Annotated in this window: 16 protein-coding genes; 6 read left to right on the forward strand and 10 right to left on the reverse strand. The window is 61.6% G+C overall.

Annotated features, from left to right (window positions below; genetic code table 11):
- Positions 1-165: 165 nt before the first annotated feature.
- Positions 166-2,163, forward strand: coding sequence for a pilus assembly protein TadG-related protein (locus AC4IHP_RS21190; protein ID WP_490832667.1), 1,998 nt, complete (start codon positions 166-168; stop codon positions 2,161-2,163).
- Here the strand turns inward: AC4IHP_RS21190 and AC4IHP_RS21195 are convergent.
- Positions 2,148-4,910, reverse strand: a complete 2,763-nt coding sequence (locus tag AC4IHP_RS21195) for a PAS domain-containing sensor histidine kinase (protein WP_490832668.1) — start codon at positions 4,908-4,910, stop codon at positions 2,148-2,150. The two genes, AC4IHP_RS21190 and AC4IHP_RS21195, sit on opposite strands and share 16 nt — an antisense overlap.
- On the reverse strand, positions 4,907-5,353 hold the full coding sequence (locus AC4IHP_RS21200) for a TadE/TadG family type IV pilus assembly protein (RefSeq protein ID WP_282384933.1): 447 nt from the start codon (positions 5,351-5,353) through the stop codon (positions 4,907-4,909). The genes AC4IHP_RS21195 and AC4IHP_RS21200 overlap by 4 nt, the downstream gene beginning before the upstream one ends.
- Before the next feature lie 75 nt (positions 5,354-5,428).
- Here AC4IHP_RS21200 and AC4IHP_RS21205 point away from each other — a divergent pair, with 75 nt between their 5' ends.
- The 3 genes from AC4IHP_RS21205 to AC4IHP_RS21215 all read left to right on the forward strand — a co-directional run bounded on the left by AC4IHP_RS21205 (position 5,429) and on the right by AC4IHP_RS21215 (position 8,055).
- Positions 5,429-5,899, forward strand: a complete 471-nt coding sequence (locus AC4IHP_RS21205; RefSeq protein ID WP_490832669.1) for a prepilin peptidase — start codon at positions 5,429-5,431, stop codon at positions 5,897-5,899.
- Between the two features lie 107 nt (positions 5,900-6,006).
- Positions 6,007-6,786, forward strand: coding sequence for a response regulator (locus AC4IHP_RS21210; RefSeq protein WP_460123657.1), 780 nt, complete (start codon positions 6,007-6,009; stop codon positions 6,784-6,786).
- A 906-nt stretch (positions 6,787-7,692) separates the two neighbouring features.
- Complete coding sequence (locus AC4IHP_RS21215) at positions 7,693-8,055, forward strand: DUF6124 family protein (RefSeq protein WP_397479408.1); 363 nt, start codon at positions 7,693-7,695, stop codon at positions 8,053-8,055.
- A gap of 107 nt (positions 8,056-8,162) precedes the next feature.
- Here AC4IHP_RS21215 and AC4IHP_RS21220 read toward each other — a convergent pair whose 3' ends face one another.
- Genes AC4IHP_RS21220 through cpaB form a run of 8 tightly spaced genes read right to left on the reverse strand, consistent with a single transcriptional unit; the run spans position 8,163 to position 15,610 of the window.
- Positions 8,163-8,435 carry a DUF3613 domain-containing protein gene (locus tag AC4IHP_RS21220; protein ID WP_490832670.1) on the reverse strand — a complete coding sequence of 91 codons (273 nt, stop codon included), beginning with the start codon at positions 8,433-8,435 and terminating at the stop codon, positions 8,163-8,165.
- 9 nt (positions 8,436-8,444) lie between these two features.
- Positions 8,445-9,167 (reverse strand): tetratricopeptide repeat protein, encoded by a 723-nt coding sequence (locus tag AC4IHP_RS21225; protein WP_071174298.1) that lies wholly within the window; start codon positions 9,165-9,167, stop codon positions 8,445-8,447.
- Positions 9,168-9,190: 23 nt separating this feature from the next.
- Positions 9,191-10,075, reverse strand: coding sequence for a type II secretion system F family protein (locus tag AC4IHP_RS21230; protein WP_490832671.1), 885 nt, complete (start codon positions 10,073-10,075; stop codon positions 9,191-9,193).
- 1 nt (position 10,076) lies between these two features.
- Positions 10,077-10,961, reverse strand: coding sequence for a type II secretion system F family protein (locus tag AC4IHP_RS21235; protein ID WP_460123668.1), 885 nt, complete (start codon positions 10,959-10,961; stop codon positions 10,077-10,079).
- 17 nt (positions 10,962-10,978) lie between these two features.
- Complete coding sequence (locus AC4IHP_RS21240) at positions 10,979-12,247, reverse strand: TadA family conjugal transfer-associated ATPase (protein ID WP_186567262.1); 1,269 nt, start codon at positions 12,245-12,247, stop codon at positions 10,979-10,981.
- The gene (locus AC4IHP_RS21245; RefSeq protein ID WP_460123673.1) at positions 12,244-13,434 is read right to left on the reverse strand and encodes a CpaE/TadZ family protein; all 1,191 of its coding nucleotides are present in this window, start codon (positions 13,432-13,434) and stop codon (positions 12,244-12,246) included. Before AC4IHP_RS21245 ends, AC4IHP_RS21240 begins: the two co-directional genes overlap by 4 nt.
- Positions 13,431-14,648: a type II and III secretion system protein family protein gene (locus tag AC4IHP_RS21250; RefSeq protein ID WP_024011445.1), complete on the reverse strand. Its 1,218-nt coding sequence runs from the start codon at positions 14,646-14,648 to the stop codon at positions 13,431-13,433. The genes AC4IHP_RS21245 and AC4IHP_RS21250 overlap by 4 nt, the downstream gene beginning before the upstream one ends.
- A 20-nt stretch (positions 14,649-14,668) precedes the next feature.
- Complete coding sequence (gene cpaB, locus AC4IHP_RS21255; protein ID WP_490832672.1) at positions 14,669-15,610, reverse strand: Flp pilus assembly protein CpaB; 942 nt, start codon at positions 15,608-15,610, stop codon at positions 14,669-14,671.
- Between the two features lie 338 nt (positions 15,611-15,948).
- Here cpaB and AC4IHP_RS21260 point away from each other — a divergent pair, with 338 nt between their 5' ends.
- Complete coding sequence (locus AC4IHP_RS21260) at positions 15,949-16,155, forward strand: Flp family type IVb pilin (protein ID WP_490832675.1); 207 nt, start codon at positions 15,949-15,951, stop codon at positions 16,153-16,155.
- A gap of 82 nt (positions 16,156-16,237) precedes the next feature.
- Positions 16,238-16,645, forward strand: coding sequence for a response regulator (locus AC4IHP_RS21265; RefSeq protein WP_122707836.1), 408 nt, complete (start codon positions 16,238-16,240; stop codon positions 16,643-16,645).
- Positions 16,646-16,833: the final 188 nt, after the last annotated feature.

Below are 16,833 nucleotides of genomic sequence, written 5' to 3' on the forward strand. Positions count from 1 at the left end.
GAAGGCGGCGGTACATTCAACTTTTGATTGCCTGATCTGGCGCTTTCGCGAGCAGGCTCGCTACCACAATGGAATGGCGTGACGCCAGCAGTCTCGACCGACCGCGTCTACACTCATTTTCACCAACGCAGGTAGCTCGGCACTGCGCCGGCAAAGGAGTGCGCCATGTCGCCAGGATCGCAAGGCAACGGCCCGGCCCGGCAACGGGGGGCGATCGGTTTGATGGCGGCCGCCACTTTGAGTCTGGCGCTGGTGATGATGTTGCTGGTGGTCGACAGCGGCCGCTTGTACATGGAACAGCGCAAATTGCAGCGGGTCGTCGATACGGCCGCCCTCGAAGCGGTCAGTCGCGGTGGCAATTGCCTGCCCGGGCTGAGCGCCGCCAGTTATGCCGGGCAGAGTGCACTGCGCAACGGTTACGTGGTGGATGCCGCCAATACGCTCACTACCACCTGCGGCACACTGGCCACCGCTGGCAGCGGCATGCGCAGTTTCACCGTCGATGCCACGCAAACGGCGGCGGTGAAAGTCGCCGCCAGTCGTACGGTCACCACCAGTTTTGCTGGCGGTGTGCAGGCGCTGTTCAGTGCCACGCCGGTCAGCCTCAACACCACCCTCAATGCTTCGGCAGTCGCGGCCAAACCGCAGCCGACCGTCGCCCAACTGAATATTCGCAGCACCTTCGCCAGCATCGACACGGCGCAGTCGAACATTCTCAATCCGCTGTTTTCCGGGTTGCTCGGCGGCAACGTCAACCTCACGGCGGTGGGCTGGGATGGCTTGCTGCACACCGATATCAACCTGCTCAAATACCTCGATCAACTGGCCATCGACCTCAACGTCGGCGTCGGCAACTACACGCAATTGCTCAACACCCAGGCAACGGTGACGCAGTTGATTCAGGCCGCAGCGACGGTGGTGCAGCTCAACGGCGCGACTGCGCAAGTGGTCACCGCGCTGGGCCAGTTGCAGGTCGCCGCTATCAACGCAGCACCGGTCAGACTCGGCGAGATCCTGCAACTGCAAACCGGCACCCCGGCGGCGGGGCTGGATGCCAATCTGCAATTGCTGCAACTGGTGCAAGGCGTCGTGCAACTGGCCAACAGCAAGAGCGCGGTGGCGGCGACCTTGCCGGTCAATGTGCTGGGGCTGGCCGGTGTCACGGTACGGGTCAAGGTGATCGAGCCGCCACAGTTCTCGGCGATTGGCGACCCGGCGCGGGCCAAGGCCGATCCGTTGGGACCGGACCGGATTTATGTGCGCACTGCGCAGGTGCGCACGCTGTTGTCGGTGAATCTGCCGGTGCTCTCGGGGGTGACGGGGCTGACCAATGCGGTGCTGGGCCTGGTCGGTACGCTGACGCCGACGCTCAATGCACTGTTGAGCCTGAATCTGGTGGACACGCTCAATTCGGTGTTCTGCCTGTTGGGCGCCGGTTGCAAGCAGCTCGATCCCAAGCTGCTGCCCTCACCGCAGATCGATATCGCGCTGGATGCCGGCGGGGCGAAAAGCTATGTCACCGATTACCGCTGCCCGACCGGCGACAGCGGCAGCAAAAGCCTGACCGCCGCCACCACGACTTCTCTGGCTGATCTCAAGCTCGGCAGGATCGATCCCGTCGCGGCGTTTTCCTCAGTCGCCGAACCAATGGTTGCACCGCTGCCCCTGGTTGATCTCGGCATCATCACCTGCCACAAGATTCTCGGCATCGGCAGTTGCGATGCCTCCTCCCACGTGCAGTACGGCGCCGGCGGCATTGCCCTCAAACTCGACACCAGCGTCGCGCAGACCACGCAGAATTTGCTGTTCTCCAGCACCACACCCTTCGCCACCCCGGCCAATCTGAAACTGCCGCCGAGCGTGCTGCCGGCCGCGCCGACCAGCAACATCGTCGGCAGCCTGGCAAACACGCTGTCCGGCATCAACCTGATCGTCTACAAACCCGTGGGCAGCAATCCGCTGGGCGCCATCGTTACCGGTGTGGCTTCACTGATCAGCGATGTCAGCAACCGCTTGTTGCCAGTGGTCACCGGTTTGATCAGCCCATTGCTCGACCCGCTGCTGAATAATCTGCTCAAGGGCCTGGGCATCAACCTGATGAACACCGAGGTGGGCGCCAACATGACCTGCGGGCAGACCGGCAAGGCTTACCTGGTGATCTGATCGTCGCTGGCGATCGGCAATTCGATGCAGAACCGCGCCCCCTCCGTGGAGTTGCGCACGCTCAATTGCCCGCCCATGTTGGCGATGATGCCGTAGCTCACCGACAGGCCCAGACCGGTGCCGACGCCGATCGGTTTGGTGGTGAAGAACGGCTCGAAGATCCGCTCGAGCAAACGCGGATCAATGCCGCCGCCATTGTCCTCGACCCACAACCGCACGCTTTCCTCGTCACGCTCGGCATAGATCGAAATCCACGGCTTGAACGCTGAGTCGTTGTCGCGTTTGCCAAGCAGGGCGTCGCGGGCGTTGACCATCAGGTTGATCAACACCTGTTCCAACTGATCGACGTAACCACGCACCTGCGCCTCGAAACCGGTCTCGCTGATGCGCAGATCGACACCTTTGCCACGCATGCCCTCGGCCAGTAGCGACAAGGTGCCGTCGATGGCCTGGGCCGGGTTGAACAACTGCTGTTCGATTTCCGAGCGACGGCCGAACACACGCATGTGGTCGACCACCTTCGCCGCACGCTGCACCTGGGCGTCGATGCGATTGAGTTTGTCGGTCAGGTAATCAACCTGCACATCTCCGTTGCCGAGGCGCTTGAGCACGTTGACGATGGCCATGCGCATCACGTTCAACGGCTGATTGATCTCGTGGGCGAGGCCGGTGGCCATTTCGCCGAGGGTGGCCATTTTCGCGCTCTGCGTGAGTTGCTGTTGCGAGCGGCGCACCTCGGTGTTGTCCCTGCCGACGGCTTGTACTTCAATCAACTGACCTTGGTCGTCAAACACGCCGCGATCCGACCAGACCCACCAGGCGTGTTCGCGTCCGGGCAATTGCAGGCTGATTTCCGCAGTACTCACTGGCTGTTCCGGCGTCAGTTGGCTGAGGCGCTGAACAAACGCGGCGCGCTGTTCTACGGACATCCAGCCTCCGAGATCAACCCCGGGCAGTTGTTCCGGGGTGCATTCCAGATAAGTCGCCAACGGTCGGTTGCCAAAGACTAACGTCAGGTCCGGGCGATAGCGGCAGATCATCGCCGGCGAATCCTCGACCAGAATCCGATAGCGCTCCTCGCTCTGCAAGACCTGCTCGGCGGCCAGCGTCGCGTCGGTGACGTCCAGCCACAAGCCCACCGCCTCGACCGGCAGGCCGAGATCGTTGCGCAGTAGTTTTGCCTCATCGAGCAGCCAGTGATAGTCGCCACGACTGTCTCGCAAGCGATAACGCGCACGTACCGAACCTTCACGCAGCAGCTTGCGGTTGCGCTGGAAATACAGTTCACGGTCGTCGGGGTGCACGTGCTCGACCAGCGTTGCCGCGTCGCAATCCTCCAGCGTCCAGCCCAGCAAGGGTTGCAGGCTGGCGCTGAAAAACGCTGGGACCAGCGCGCCTTCCTCATAACGCTGCACGTAAATCACCGCCGGCGAACTGGCGATCAGATTATCCAGTCGCGCATGGGCGGCAGCGGCGCGCTGCTGTTGATTCTGGATGTCGCTGATATCGAGCATGAACCCGACCAGGCGCCGATGCTCACCGGTGCCGCTGACCTGGCCCTGAATCCGATACCACGTCGCTGCTGCGCCGACCTCCGCGCGGTGCAGACGCACGCTCAGGGTCAGCGCTTCTCCCTGCAACTGTAGGGCGCGCAACCGGCTGCGCAACTCGTCGCGGTCGGCGGGATGAAACAGCGACAGCCAATCTTCTACCGGCAGCAGGCGATCGCTGAGATTCAGTGCCGAGGCCAGCGTCGGCGCCAGTGCAATCTGCTCTTCGGCACTGATTTCCCACCAGCCGGCGCCAAGCAGGTTTTGCAGGGAATCAAGACGCTCCATCGATTGCCCATGGCGTCGCTCGCGCAAGCGGCTGAGCAGCGGCCCGGCCAGCGCGCCGGCCAGGGTCAGCCAGTCGCGATCGGTCAGCCATGGCGCCACGTTGTCGACCGTATAAAACCCACAGAGCAGCCACGCGACCACGCCCTGGTCATTGCTGTAAGGCACGGCGAAACCGTTGGCGTTGCCGAACGTGGCCTGCAATCGCGAGTGCTCATAGCGCCCATGCGGGCCGGCGAGGCGTTGCGGCGCGCTGCCGTTGAGACTGTCCAGCGGCGTGCCCAACGGCTGGCCGTCCTCCCACAGTAGCGGAGCATCGTGGCCACGAAACTGTTGATGAATCTGCCAGCCCTGGGCCTGTTCATCGAGCAAGGCCACGGCGAGGCAGGGGATATGCCAGCGCTGGGCGATCGCCTGCAATTGTTCGCCGAGCACCGTCGGCAGGCGCGTCAGGCTGCATGTGCGCAGATGATCGCTGACCTGCGCGGCGAGAGTCTGGCAGGCGTCGCGGTCGCGCGATTGCTGACGTTCGAGCAGCAGGTCGGCGATGTCGAGCATCTGCAACAGCCAGCCATCACTCAGCGGCTGCACCCAACCACGCAGGTGCAGCGGCTGAGCATTCAGGCCGGGGAAGTCGAGATCGAGCAATTGTCCTTGCCAGTCGCGCGGCGGACCTTCCACGCTCAACAGGCTATGCGGCAGCAGATAGGCGCTGAGCGGCAGAGGCTGACCCTGGGGTTTGTGCTGGGCGAGCAAATGCCGCAGCGGGCCGGCGATCTGCAGCACCTCGCCGTCGCCATTCAGATAAAAATGCAGGCCGGTGGGCGGCGCGCCGAGGTGGTCCGGCAGATCAAGAACAGCGCTGGGGGCACGCTTGAGCAAACGCCCGAAGAGCTTATCGCCGGCGGTCAAAATTGCAGGCTCGAGCGGGCGGTCAGGTGCGTGGGCAGATTGGGCACCGTGCCAATACCCGGCAGCACCAGAAACGGCATGATCTGGTTGAGCTTGCTCACCGGGTAATTGACGCTGACGGTCAGGGTGCCAGTCCCCGCGTCGTACGCCGCACTGGTGTCGGTGCCGACCACCAGATTCAAGGCCGAGGGCAGCCATTGCAGTTGTTGGGTCAGCGCAGCATTGGCGGTGTTGACCAGCACCGTCGAATAGTTCGGCGTGGTCGGGTCGACCGCAACGCTGCGGCGCACCGCCTCAGCGGTGGCCTGGTTGAAAGATTGCATCATCACGAAGGGCAGGCCATAGCTGACCAACCCGTAAAACACTGCGAAAAAGATGATGAACACCAAGGCGAACTCGATCGCCACCGCACCTTTTTGCGACCTGCGAAAGCCGTTTTTCATGCGTGCGTCTACCCTGACAGTCACTGCGTAGTATCAGCATAGAATCATTCAGGCAAAACGGACGGCTTTCAGCGGATGCAGATTTCTCTTGTTCTGATCTGGCTGGCGATCTGCGCCGCCCAAGATGCCCGGCAGCGGCGAATTTCCAACCTGTTGACCTTGGGCGCAGGTGCGTTGGCGCTGCTCTGGTTGCTGGCGACCGGCACCACTTGGTTGGGCGCTGAGGCAGGGCAGGGTGGATGGGCCTGCCTGATTGCTTTGCTGCTGACGATGCCCGGTTACGCCTTGGGACGCATGGGCGCCGGCGATGTGAAATTAATGACAGCCCTGGCTCTTGCGACGAACGGCATATTCATCCTTGGCGCGTTTATCGGTGCTGGAGTCGCCAGCGTGATATGGCTGCTGCTTGCGCCAAAAGTCTGGCCCCATATCGGTCAAGGGCTTAGAGAGCATTTACGCCATCTCGCTCCGGACAAGTCAAAAAAGCTGCCATTTGCGCCATTCGTGTGGGTAGGTGTGGTGCTCTTACTGTACTGGATCACCTGATTGCGGGGTGCCACTAGTGCTATGTACATAGTCGGAAAGTGGGTCTACTTTCAATTCAGGCGAATACGCCACCAAAGTGCAGGAATCGTCAGCGTTGACCCGAGCAAATGGAGTGGTTCGTGAACAAGCCTAATGCGGTAAAAATCCTCGTGGTCGATGATCAGCCGCTGATCGTCGAAGAACTCTGTGAGTTTCTCGAGAGCAGTGGCTACCGTTGCGTGCCGTGCGACTCGAGTCTTGAAGCCGTCGAGCTGTTCCGGGCGGACCCGGACATCGGTCTGGTGCTGAGCGATTTGCACATGCCGGACATGGACGGTATCAAGTTGATCCAGACGTTGCAGATGCTGGCTGGCAAGCAGCGGGTGTTCGAGGCGATCATGCTCACCGGGCGCGCTGACAAGCAGGATGTGATCAAGGCGTTGCGTGCGGGCATTGCCGATTACTATCAGAAGCCGATTGACCTGGCTGAGTTGCTTGAGGGTGTGCAGCGCCAGGAACTGGCTTTGCAGGAACGGCAGAAGAATTTGCACCTTGGGCATTTGAATCAGAAGTTGCAGTTTTTGTCCGAGTCGATTGATGACCTTTATCAGGACCTGGACAAGGTGCGGCGCTCGCCCGTGCCAGTGGTGAGTGAGGGCGAGCCTGATTCTGCCGAGATGCCGGCGGTGTTCAGTCAGTTGTCGCCCAGGCAGTTGGACGTGGCGCGGTTGGTGGGCAAGGGGCAGACCAATTATCAGATTGCCTGTGAGTTGGGGATTACCGAGAACACGGTGAAGCTGTATGTGTCGCAGGTGTTGCGGTTGACGCATATGCATAATCGGACGCAGTTGGCTTTGGCGCTTTCTCCTGGTAGTTCGGCGGGGCGGCAGCGGGTTACGGCGCATTGACTTGGCGGCCTTTGGGCCGACCATGCTTTGGGTGGGTGGGGTGAATATCCGTTTCTTCGGGTGTTGCGGCTGGCGGTTTCGCCCTTACGGCGAGTCCCTTTTGGCAAACGCCCCAAAAGGAACCAAAAGGTCTTCGCCCTGACGTTCGGCCCGCTCGCTGGGGCTCGGGGTTCCTTCGCTCCGGGATCGATCCTGGCGCAGCGGCTACGGTTTGCTTCGCTGCACCTCCTTCCGCTGTGTACGACTGCGTCGTACGGTCGCTGCGCTCCCACGCCCGGATCAATCCCTCCACTCAGCCTGCCGACGGGCTCCCAGATCAAGATCAAAAGCGGGACTCGAGCTAACGCTCATCGTGTGTAGGAGCTGCCGAAGGCTGCGATCTTTTGCTTTTGCTTTTGCTGTCCTGTGGGAGCTGGCTTGCCAGCGAAGGCGGCCTGACAGCCGACCTGTTTTTGAGTCTTACGCGATCCAACTGTAGGAGCTGCCGAAGGCTGCGATCTTTTGATTTCGCCTTTGCTTTGCTTTTCTGTGGGAGTAAGCCTGCTCGCGATGAGCCCAGCCGGTCCACCGATAACTCGAAGTCGTTTAAATCTGTTTCAAGGTAACCAGAACCTTCCCACAAAGTTTTCAGGTTGTCCGTCGGACGTCGGGTCACTAGTCTCTGGCTGTCGCTGGCAACTCAGCGGCCAGGTGTGGAAACCTGAAATTCAAGTAGATGCTTTGCATTGCTACCGTAATCGTTGTCGGCGGGTTCGTTCGTCTGCAAACTGTGTCGCGGCGGCTGTGCGTGGGCAGACTTTGGTCTGGCCGGTTGCCTACTTATCGGTTTTCCACCCTGCGTACAGCTGCCACCTTTTGTCGTGTGGAAACGACAGAAGAGGGCGTTACAGCCAAGTAGGAGTTCTCATGGACAAACTGATCCCAGACCCACCCCCATCCCCCACCACCCCGCTCGAAGACGCCATGCGCGCCGACGATCTTGTGAAAAACCGCGAAGCGATAAAACGCGCGCTCGATTTCTATCTCTGCCCCGAACCCGCAAAACCGCATCCGCCCAGCACGTTGTTCATGGTGGCGCCCAATGTCGATACCGAAAGCCTGTTGGCGCATGCCTGTGAGTCGCTGGCGTCAGCGAGTGCCATGGCGAGTAATTTCGCTGGCGAGTTGAGCGGGTTTCAGCGCAGCACGGCGTTGGCGATTCAGCAAATTGTCATGCTGGCGGAATTGGCGGTGAATCGGGCGCTGGATCGGGTTGATCCGCAGCGCTGAAACCGCGTTATCGTTCTTCGCGAGCAGGCTCGCTCCCCCAGGGGAAATGCATTGCAAGCTGTGGGAGCGAGCCTGCTCGCGAAGGGGCTTTCAAGGGCACCAACAAACTAATTCTTGCTCTCGTTCTTCCCGCCCGCATCCGGATCATAAAAATCCGGGATCTCGTATTGGTATTTCTTCAGCCAGCGCTGCATCGCCAGTTCGCGTTCGGTGGCTGTTGCACTCTGAGGTTTCGGCGAGGCGGCTTTGTTGCGGCTTTGCAGGACCAGCCAGCCTTCGGTTTCCTGTTGTTGCGCCGAGGCCGGGCCGGTGTCGATGGCGTGGGCGCCGAGGGGCAGGGTGAGCAGGGTCAGGTAGCACAGGCCTTTGCGGATGGTCATGGCTGTCTCCTATTTGAGCGTCGGCGGTAGCGGGTCGATGAATGCGGCGACGCGGTCGCCGGGTGTGGCTTTGGCGTTGGTCGGGGCTTTGAGTTTTTCCGCGCGTTGCTGCGCTTCGGTGAATTGTTCCGGGGTCAGTTTCGAGCGGCTGACGATTTCCGCGGCTTGGGGCCAGTCGTTCTGGTAGAGCAGCAGGGTGACCATGTTCAGCGTCGCCAGTTGATTGTTCTGGCTCAGTTCGATGGCGGTGAGGAATTCGAATTTCGCTTCGTTGAGGCGTAGTTGATTGAGGTAGACCACGCCCAGGTCATTGCGGATTTTCTCGTCGGTGGGTGCCAGGCGCGCGGCGCGTTGCAGGTGGGCCTGGGCTTGGCCGTTGTCGCCACGGGCGGCGTAGACCTGGCCGAGGCCGTGTTCGGCCTGGGCGGTGAGGCAGCCGCCGAGCAGGCTGCGGTAGAGCGGCTCGGCTTCGCTACGACCGAGCAGGCGATAGACCTTGGCTTTGCGCAGGCGCACTTCGCTGAGGTTGTCCGGCAGGCTTTGCAGGTTGGCGAGGCTGGCGTGGAGCTTGCCGTCGCTGGCCAGATCATCGGCGAGGTTCAGCGACAGTTCCTGCTCCGAGGTCAGTTTGCTGCAGCTGGACGGCGACAGCAGCGAGGTCCACGGCGCCTGGCCGTCCGTGGCGCAGCCGCTGAGCAGCAACAGACTTGCCATGACTATCAGTACTTTCATCAAACGCTCTCCAGGAGCCAAGGTCAGTTTGCGAAGGCGCGGGCAATGGCGGTGAAGCCCGGGCCGGCCAGTACGATCAGCAGGGCCGGAAACAGAAACAGCATCATCACCACCGACATCTTCGCCGACATTTTCGAGATGTATTCCTGCAGCCGGGTCAGGCGTCGCTCATCCAGCAATTGCTTGAGCGCCAGCAGCGATTTCATCGCGCCGCCGCCCTGGTGGATCAGTTGCTGAAGGATCACGCAGGTGTCGGTAAATTCGTCCACCGCGAGCATCACTGCGGTCTTGTTCAGCTCCTGCCCCAGCTCCAGACCGGAGTCGACGCGGCTGAGGATCAGGCGTAGTTCGCTGGTCAGCTCCGGCAGCAGTTTCTGCGCTTCGACGCTGAGCACGCGCAACGCTTGTTCAACGGCCATGCCGGATTCGAAGAGGATGCGCAGCAGCGGAATGAACGTGGAAATTTCCACGGCGATGGTTTTCTGCCGGCGGGCGGCGGCGTAGGCGAGCAGGCGTTTGGGCAAGAGATAGCCGCCGCCCGCAGCGAACATCGGCGCCATCCAGCGGTGACTGGTCTGCGGGAAAAACACTTCCTGCAAAAAGATCGCCAGACCCAGAACGAGCAGCGGCGTGCCGATCTGGCAGGCGGCGAACAACGCGCGCTCATTGGCGCGGCGCCAGCCGAGGCGGCCGAGCAGGGTCTGGGTTTCGCTGTCGATGCTCACCGAGCCCCGGCCGAAACGGCTGTTACCCAGCGCGCGCAGCCAGTGGCCGAAACGATTCTCCCGGACCAATTGACCGTGCAAGCGCTGATGCACCTGTCGCACGCGGCGGCGCTCGGTGAGCAGGTGATTGCCCAGCAATAACAGCGAACCGAGGAGCAACAGCAACGCCGCGAGCCAGACCATCTCAAACGCTCCGCAACATGCGCCACAGCGCCAGACTGCCGAGCACCTGCAACACGGCGGCGCTGAGCAGCATGGTCTGGCCGCTTTCGTCGTGCCACATACCGAGCATGTAGCCAGGGTTGGTCAGCATGAAATAGCTCACCAGAATCAGCGGCAGCAAACCGAGCACCCAAGCGGTCATGCGCGTTTCCCCGGTCAGCGCGCGCAACTGCCGCGCGCCCTGGTCGCGCTCGCGGATCAGTTTGATCAGGTTCTCCAGCAGTTCACTGGCGTTGCCGCCGTAGCGGTGATTGACCTTCAGGCCGAGGGCGAACATGCGCAGTTCGTCCTGCTCGTAGAGTTCGGCAAAATCGCTGATGGCTTCCGGCAAGTTCACCCCCAGTTGCACGTTGCGCTGCACCCGGCCCATGGCCGCTTTCAAGGGATCCTCGCTGGCTTCGATGCCGCCCAGCACCGCATCGCTGAGCGTGCGCCCGGACTTGAGGCTGCGCACGGTATGGTCGAGCAGTTGCGGCAGTTGCTCGATCATGCGGCGGATGCGCCGTCGGTAGCGAATGGCGATGTACAGCCGCAACGCCACCGGCGGGACGATCAACATGATCAGCCAACCAACCCAGCTCCCGAGCAGAAATCCCAGGCCCATCGCCGCCGCCCACAGGCTCAGCCACAGGCCGAAACGCTCGCTCGGCCGACCGAGGCCGGCACGTAAAAACATGCGCTCCAATCCCACCCATTTCGTCTGCTCCACGGTCAATTGCGGTTGCCCCGCAGCGAGGCGATCGAGGACTTTTTCCGTCGCGGTCTTGCGCAGGCCTTGCAGGAACAGATAGACCGACAGCCCGAGCAGCATCAGGCAGAGGGCGATAAGAATGATCGGTCCCAGCATCTGCGTGCTCCTCGCCGTCAGCCCAGGTGAGCGTCGTGGCGCAGCTTGTCGCCGGCCGGGTTGACCGCTTCGCGGACGAAGCCGAAACCTGTGCGGCGGTCGAGGCGGAACAGGGTGTTGGTGACGTAGACGTCCTCGCGAATGCCGACCACTTCCACCACTTCGCTGACGCAGCGCCGGCCGTCGGGCATGCGCGTCAGTTGAATGATCACGTCGAGGGCGGCGCAGATCATCTGGCGCAAGGTGCGTTCGGCAATCGAGCGCCCGGTCAGCCCGACCAGCGTCTCCAGACGCAGCAACGCGTCCTGGGCATTGTTGGCGTGCACGGTGCTCATCGAACCATCGTGGCCGGTGTTCATCGCGGTGAGTACGTCGACCACTTCGACGCCACGGATCTCGCCGAGAATGATCCGGTCCGGACGCATGCGCAGGGCGTTGCGAATCAGGTCGCTGGCCTTGACCTCGCCATGCCCCTCGGCATTGGGCGGGCGGGTTTCCAGACGCACCACATGCGGATGGCCGAGTTGCAGTTCGGCGACGTCTTCGATGGTCACCAGTCGTTCGTGCGGGTTGATCAACTGGCTGAGGATGTTCAACAGCGTGGTCTTGCCGGTGCCGGTGCCGCCGCTGATCAGGATGTTGCAGCGCTTGCCCACGGCATTCTGCAGGAATTCGAAGATCGCCAGATCGATGGTCTGCATCGCCATCAGGTCGGTGCTCTTGAGCATGTCCTTGCGGAACTTGCGGATCGACAGACACGGGCCGTCGAGGGCGATCGGCGGGATGATCGCGTTGACCCGGCTGCCATCGGGCAGGCGCGCATCGACCATTGGCGAGGACTCATCGAGGCGGCGCCCGAGCGGCGCAAGAATGCGTTGCATGACCCGCTCGACGTGATGCGCATCGATAAAACGCAGATCGCTCTGATGCAATACGCCGTCGCGCTCGATGAACACCCGGTGCGGGCCGTTGACCAGAATTTCCGTCACCGACGGGTCACGCAGCAGGACTTCCAGCGGGCCGAAACCGGTGAGCTCATCGACGATTTCTTCGCCGAGGCGCTCCATCTCGTAGCGCGAAATCGCCAGGTGCAAGCGCGCGATGTATTCGGCGACCTTGTCGGTGACGAACTGCGCCAGTTGCTGGCGTGAACCTTCCAGCAGGTTTTTCCCTGACTCCTCGATGGCGTCGATGATGTAGCGGTGCAAGACCAGTTTCAGGCCTTCGTGATCGCTGTTGCCGATCGCTCCGCGTGGCGTCGCGCCAAAGAGTTTTTCTGCGCTCATGAGTTACCTCGCAGACGATCAAACCAGGTGACTTTCGGTTTGCTCAGGCCTTCGGAGCGCTTGGCCAGACGCTCACCGAGGGCGCGCAGGCTCTGGGTGAGTTTCTCCCGGGGCGCCAGTTCGAACAGACTCACGCCCTGGTTTTTTGCGTTCAGGCGCACATCGGGACTGAACGCCAGCACGGCGATGACTTCCAGATTGAAGGTCTTGCCCAGGGTCTCGGCATCCGGCGCGACGTTGTTCAGGTAGCGATCGATCAGCAAGCGCCCGTGCTCGAGTTTCATGCCTTTCTCGCGCCACTGGTTGAGCACGGCGAGGTTGCGTCGGCAGTTGAGGACGTTCTGGTCGGTGTACCACAGCAGTTTGTCGCAATGGCTGACGAAGGTGCGCAAGGCCTCGCTGTCGGCCTGTCCGGTGAGGTTCACGACAATGTGCTGGAAGTGCTGGCGCAAGGCGCTGAGGAGCATGTACAGCTCGGCGGCGCTGGTGGTTTCCAGCGGTTCGTCAGTGTTGGCATAGGCAAGAATGCGCAGGCCGTGGTCGGCGCTGGTGAAAGCGCTGTCGATCAACGTCGCGTCGAGGCGGCGCAAATGACGCAGGGCATCGCCGAAGTGAAACGAACTCTCCAGCCCCAACAACGCGAGGCTGTCGCCACGGGGCAGGCCGAGATCGAGCAGCAGGGTTTGCTGGCCGCTTTTCTGCACCACCATGGCCATGTGATTGGCGAGCAAGGCACCGTCGGAACTGCCCTGCACGCCGTACATGACGGTAAGCCCGCCGAGCTGGGTGTTGGGCGCAACGGCCGGCAAGCGTTTGCTCAGGCGCCGCACCAGTCCGGCGACTTCGCTGGAACGCGAGCCATAGGCGACGAAATCCCGCGCCCCGGCGCGCATCGCATTGAGCACCAGTTGATTGTCCATGCCGTCGCCGAGGGCAACGATCGCCAGCATCGGCTTGGCTTCCAGCGCACCTTCGATCAACGCGCTCTGCGCCACCACGTGCTCGCGGTCGAGACCGACGAAGACCAGATTGGCGAACGTTACATCGACCAGTGCGAGCAGTTCGTCGAGGCTGCCGGCGCCGGCGCTGATGACTTGGCCCAGTGGCGCGAGGGCGCTTTGCAGCCATTCCAGATCGGTGCTGTTGCGGGTGATGGCGAGGAAGGTCTGGCTGAGATTCTGGTTCATTGCGACAACCCGCTGCGCTTGTCGAAGTTACCGTTCTCGAGGAAGAACATGCGATAGAAATTCGGGTCGTAATTGCGCAGTTTCTCCCCCGGCAACGACGGCAGTCGCGCGTCCGCCGCCAATGGCTGGACCAGATGCGGGGTGACGATCATCAGCAGTTCACGCTCTTCGCGTTTGATCTGCGAACCCTTGAAAAACGCCCCGAGGATGGGAATGTCGCCAAGGCCTGGAAACTTGTTCACCTGCGAACTGTTGGTGGTGCTGATCAAACCGCTGATGACGAAACTTTCGCCATCACCCAGCGACACGCTGGTGTCGGTACGGCGGATGGTCAGCGCCGGAACGGTGGTGCCGGCGATGTTCACCGCGTTGGCAAAATCCAGTTCGCTGACCTCCGGGGCGACCTTCAGCGCGATGCGATCGCGGCCGATGATGGTTGGCGTCAGGGTCAGGCGGATGCCGAACTCCTTGTACTCGATCGACACGCTGTCGCTGCCGGAACTGGGCACCGGAATCGGGATTTCACCGCCGGCCAGGAAGCTCGCACTCTGCCCGTTCAGTGCCACCAGACTTGGCCGCGCCAGGGTATAGGCGAAGCCGCTGGTTTCCAGGGCGTTGATGATTGCCATGGTCTTGCCGCCGACCCAGGAAAAGTTGAACAGCGAGTTATCCACCGGCAGGCGCGGCTGCGGCACGCCGTCAATCGGCGGCAGTGTGCCGGGCGAGCCGAACAGGAAGTTGCCGCGCGTGCCGATCAGCGACGCGGTGGCTTCCTTGAGTTTGGTCCGGCTGACTTCGACGAAGCGGATGTCGGTCTGCACCTGCGATGGCAGGGTCGGATCGTCCGACGGCACGCTGCTGGTCAGCGCCGTGGTTGCCGCGCCCTGGACGAAGACCATGGCTTGCTGAGGCTGCGCCGAGCAGGCCGTCCAGACCATCAGGCTGGTCGCGCCGGGGCCGACGCCCGTGAGCAAAAAGGACGAACCGCCATTGGCATGCACGTCGGCAATTTTCGGATCGCCCACTGCCAGCCGAGTGATTGCCACCGGTGACTGCATGTCCTGCTGGAAGCCTTCACCGATCTCGATCACCGAGGGCAGGCGCGGCAGTGCCGAGCAGTTGCCCACCGCCGCAAAGGCGCTGTCCATCGTCAATCCCAACAACAGCAAGGCCCGGAGCGCCGGTTTCAATGTCGGTCTGAGTCGACTCTGCATGCACGTGAATCCTTGCGCAGTCATGGGGTTTGTTGGCTGATCTGGTTACCGCGAATGATTTCCACCGCAGGCCTGGGCGCCGCGCCGGTACTGCCGGTGGCAGGTGTTTTTTGGGCGCTGCCCAGGGCGAGTTGAGTGAACTGGAAAAGCTGGCTGTTGGCGCGATCCAGGTGCGCGGGCGATTGCGCTTCGCCGGCCCAGTACTTCGCCAGCCGTTGTTCTTCGCTGCTGCGCACTGCGAGACGCAACGTGCCGACTTGAGTGGCGAGCATCAGGCGGCTGAGCAGTTGTTCCGGCACCGCCAGCACCGCAGTTCGCGCGGCGATGCGGCGCTGGTCCTGTTTGAGTTTTTCTTCGGCGCTGAGGCTCGGCGATGCCGGTTGGCCGTCGTTGGTCAGGCCGTACTGATCGCCGACCCCGAGCACACGCAACGCCGGAACGGCGATCTGCGCCGACTGCTGCAGATTGCTCGCGTCCTCTCGCAGATACAGCAGCACATCAACGTAATCGCCCGGCAGCAATTGCCCGGCGCCACCGATCACTTCATCGACGGCCACGGTCAGAGCGCGTTCGTCGCGGCGAATCATCCGCGCCAGCGCACCGCCGGCCTGGAAGCTTTCGTCATTGAGCCAGGTGCCAGCGCTGAGGTGGCGCCAAGGTGTGCGGCCGACTGCCTGTTCGATGCTGGTCAGGCTGCCGGCCGGAGCGCTGCGCAGTTTTTCCACGGTTACATCGGTGGCGGTCAACGGCGTGAACGGCGGTACATCGTGGAGCAGCACCACCACCGGTTGGCGGGTCTGGTCTTCGGCAATCGCGACAGTCTGTTCAATGCTGACCGCTGGGGCGACGGGCGCCTCGGCGACCGGGGCCGGCTGACGACTGAGCACCAGCCCCCAGTAACCGACAACAACCGCGCCGAGCAACAGCAACGCGGCAAGGCCCATGGTGACGCGACTGTTCATGACGGCTCTCCCTTTCCTGCTGCACAACCGATTGCATTTGCTTGCGAAAGGCGGACTGCTTCGGCAGCTATGAACATGCAACTATTTCGCTATTTCCAAGCTAGCTGATCCAAGCAAAAGCGCCATTAGTGACAGGCGAAATAACCGTACCAAAGTATCACTTTGGCCAGTTAACAGCCGGAAACGGCGGAAAAACGATGGGATTAATGCTTTGTGATTAATGCGTTCTTACAGTTGTTGGGCGGGGGTTTGTTGACAATGCTCAGGTGGCACGGTGGAACCATGCCGCGGTGGTGATGTCGGCGCCAAAGGCGCGAAGGAGTGAACTTATGTTTCGTATGACTTTCGATTATGTGATCGCCAAGGCTCGCGCGTTTACCCGCAGTGAAGAGGGGGCTTCGGCGATCGAATATGCGATTGTGGTGGCGATGGTGGCGGTGGTGGTTGTGGCGTTCATTACGCCGATTGGAGATCGGATCCTGGCGATATTCAACAGCATTTTGAATGCACTTCCGGCGGCACCGGCTCAGGCTCCGACTCCTTAAGCACCTTTCGATTTTTATGAACTCTGCACCTGGCTGATATCGCACTACACTGGATTTACCTTTCAGTATTCAGGTATTGCCTATGAACGCGTCTTCGTCGTCCCGCCAACAACTGCTTCTGGTTGACGATGAAGAGGACGCGTTGCTGGAGTTGGCGGAGTTGCTGGAGGGGGAGGGGTTTGTCTGTCACACCGCGACGTCGGTGAAGCTGGCGTTGCATCTGCTGACCCGGCATCCGGATATTGCTTTGGTGATTACTGATTTGCGCATGCCCGAGGAGTCGGGCATGTCGTTGATCAGGCGGCTGCGTGAGCATACGTCGCGCGAGCATTTGCCGGTGATTGTGATGTCGGGGCATGCGGATATGGAGGATGTCAGCGATATGTTGCGGTTGCAGGTGCTGGATCTGTTTCGCAAGCCGATTTATCACGTGAGGTTGCTGGAGACTCTCGATAATCTTTTTCCCAAGCCTAAGGTTCAGGGTGGGTGAACTCGGCGGCCTTTGGGCCGACCGTATTGGTGGGGTTTTGGGTGAATATCCGTTGCTTCGGGTGCTGCGGCTGGCGGTTTCGCCTGACGGCGACTTACTTTTTTACAAGCGCCCTCCGTGTCAGGCTACCTGTCGCCCTTGTTGATTGACTCAACTACTCAAGAGGGCGAAGGTGCTTAACAATGTCC

The sequence above is a fragment of the Pseudomonas sp. UF-293 genome (genome assembly GCF_058245595.1).

Excerpts from the sequence above, each read along its gene's own strand:
- AC4IHP_RS21245 (WP_460123673.1), bottom strand. The coding sequence starts at position 13,434 with ATGAACCAGAATCTCAGCCAGACCTTCCTCGCCATCACCCGCAACAGC.
- AC4IHP_RS21220 (WP_490832670.1), bottom strand. The coding sequence starts at position 8,435 with ATGACCATCCGCAAAGGCCTGTGCTACCTGACCCTGCTCACCCTGCCC.
- AC4IHP_RS21215 (WP_397479408.1), top strand. The coding sequence starts at position 7,693 with ATGGACAAACTGATCCCAGACCCACCCCCATCCCCCACCACCCCGCTC.
- AC4IHP_RS21250 (WP_024011445.1), bottom strand. The coding sequence starts at position 14,648 with ATGCAGAGTCGACTCAGACCGACATTGAAACCGGCGCTCCGGGCCTTG.
- AC4IHP_RS21190 (WP_490832667.1), top strand. The coding sequence starts at position 166 with ATGTCGCCAGGATCGCAAGGCAACGGCCCGGCCCGGCAACGGGGGGCG.
- AC4IHP_RS21200 (WP_282384933.1), bottom strand. The coding sequence starts at position 5,353 with ATGAAAAACGGCTTTCGCAGGTCGCAAAAAGGTGCGGTGGCGATCGAG.
- AC4IHP_RS21235 (WP_460123668.1), bottom strand. The coding sequence starts at position 10,961 with ATGCTGGGACCGATCATTCTTATCGCCCTCTGCCTGATGCTGCTCGGG.
- AC4IHP_RS21230 (WP_490832671.1), bottom strand. The coding sequence starts at position 10,075 with ATGGTCTGGCTCGCGGCGTTGCTGTTGCTCCTCGGTTCGCTGTTATTG.
- AC4IHP_RS21265 (WP_122707836.1), top strand. The coding sequence starts at position 16,238 with ATGAACGCGTCTTCGTCGTCCCGCCAACAACTGCTTCTGGTTGACGAT.
- AC4IHP_RS21210 (WP_460123657.1), top strand. The coding sequence starts at position 6,007 with ATGGAGTGGTTCGTGAACAAGCCTAATGCGGTAAAAATCCTCGTGGTC.
- AC4IHP_RS21205 (WP_490832669.1), top strand. The coding sequence starts at position 5,429 with ATGCAGATTTCTCTTGTTCTGATCTGGCTGGCGATCTGCGCCGCCCAA.
- cpaB (WP_490832672.1), bottom strand. The coding sequence starts at position 15,610 with ATGAACAGTCGCGTCACCATGGGCCTTGCCGCGTTGCTGTTGCTCGGC.
- AC4IHP_RS21240 (WP_186567262.1), bottom strand. The coding sequence starts at position 12,247 with ATGAGCGCAGAAAAACTCTTTGGCGCGACGCCACGCGGAGCGATCGGC.
- AC4IHP_RS21225 (WP_071174298.1), bottom strand. The coding sequence starts at position 9,167 with ATGAAAGTACTGATAGTCATGGCAAGTCTGTTGCTGCTCAGCGGCTGC.
- AC4IHP_RS21260 (WP_490832675.1), top strand. The coding sequence starts at position 15,949 with ATGACTTTCGATTATGTGATCGCCAAGGCTCGCGCGTTTACCCGCAGT.